Source organism: Streptomyces sp. 13-12-16 (genome assembly GCF_002114215.1).
GTDB lineage: Bacteria > Actinomycetota > Actinomycetes > Streptomycetales > Streptomycetaceae > Streptomyces.
Genome location: NZ_NCTE01001122.1, coordinates 1 through 830 on the forward strand (window position 1 = coordinate 1; position 830 = coordinate 830).

Sequence of the window (830 nt, forward strand, 5' to 3'; positions counted from 1 at the left end):
GCCGGGGTCGCCGACAAGGCCGCCGCGCCGGCCGAAGGGCAGGCCGCGCAGGAGGACGCGAAGCAGGGCGCCCCCGGCGGTTCGGCGGACGGCGCGAAGGCGACCGCCGCGCCGCCGGAGGCCACCGCGAACCACATCATCCGCACCGCTTCCCTGACCGTGCGGGTCGAGGACGTCCCGAAGGCGCTGGACGAGGCCCGGACGACGACCGAGACCGCGGGCGGCTACATCGGCGACGAGACCACCGAACGGGACGAGGAGGGCCACGAGCACACGCGCGTGGTGCTGCGCGTGCCCGTCGGGAAGTACGACGAGGTCCTCGCCGATCTGGAGGGCACGGGCAAGCTCCTCGAACGCAGCGCGAAGGCGCAGGACGTCACCGACCAGGTCGTCGACGTGGAGAGCCGGATCACGACCCAGCGGGCCAGCGTGGCCCGTATCCGCGAGCTGATGGACCGGGCCACCAAGCTCAGTGACGTGGTCACCCTGGAGGGCGAGCTGAGCAGCCGCCAGGCCGACCTGGAGGCCCTGCTCGCCCAGCAGGCGTCCCTGAAGGACCGTACGAGCCTGGCCACCATCACCCTGTCCCTGTCCGAGACGCCGGTGCGGGAGGCGGAGAAGGACGACGATCCGGGGTTCGTGGACGCCCTCGCGGGCGGCTGGGGCGCGTTCGTGACGATGCTGCGCTGGCTGGCGGTGGCGATCGGCGCGGTGCTGCCGTTCGCGGCGGTGGCGGTGCTGCTGGTCCTGCTGTGGCGGAAGGCCGTACGCCCCCGGCTGCCGCGGCGGCCGGAGCCGGCGCCCGTGCCGAGCGCCCTCGGCCCGCTGCC

At 74.6% G+C, this 830-nt stretch carries 1 protein-coding gene; it reads left to right on the plus strand.

Translation table 11 applies throughout. The features are described 5' to 3' along the window. On the plus strand, positions 1–830 hold an 830-nt coding region (locus B7767_RS36185; RefSeq protein WP_107486523.1), incomplete at both ends, for a DUF4349 domain-containing protein.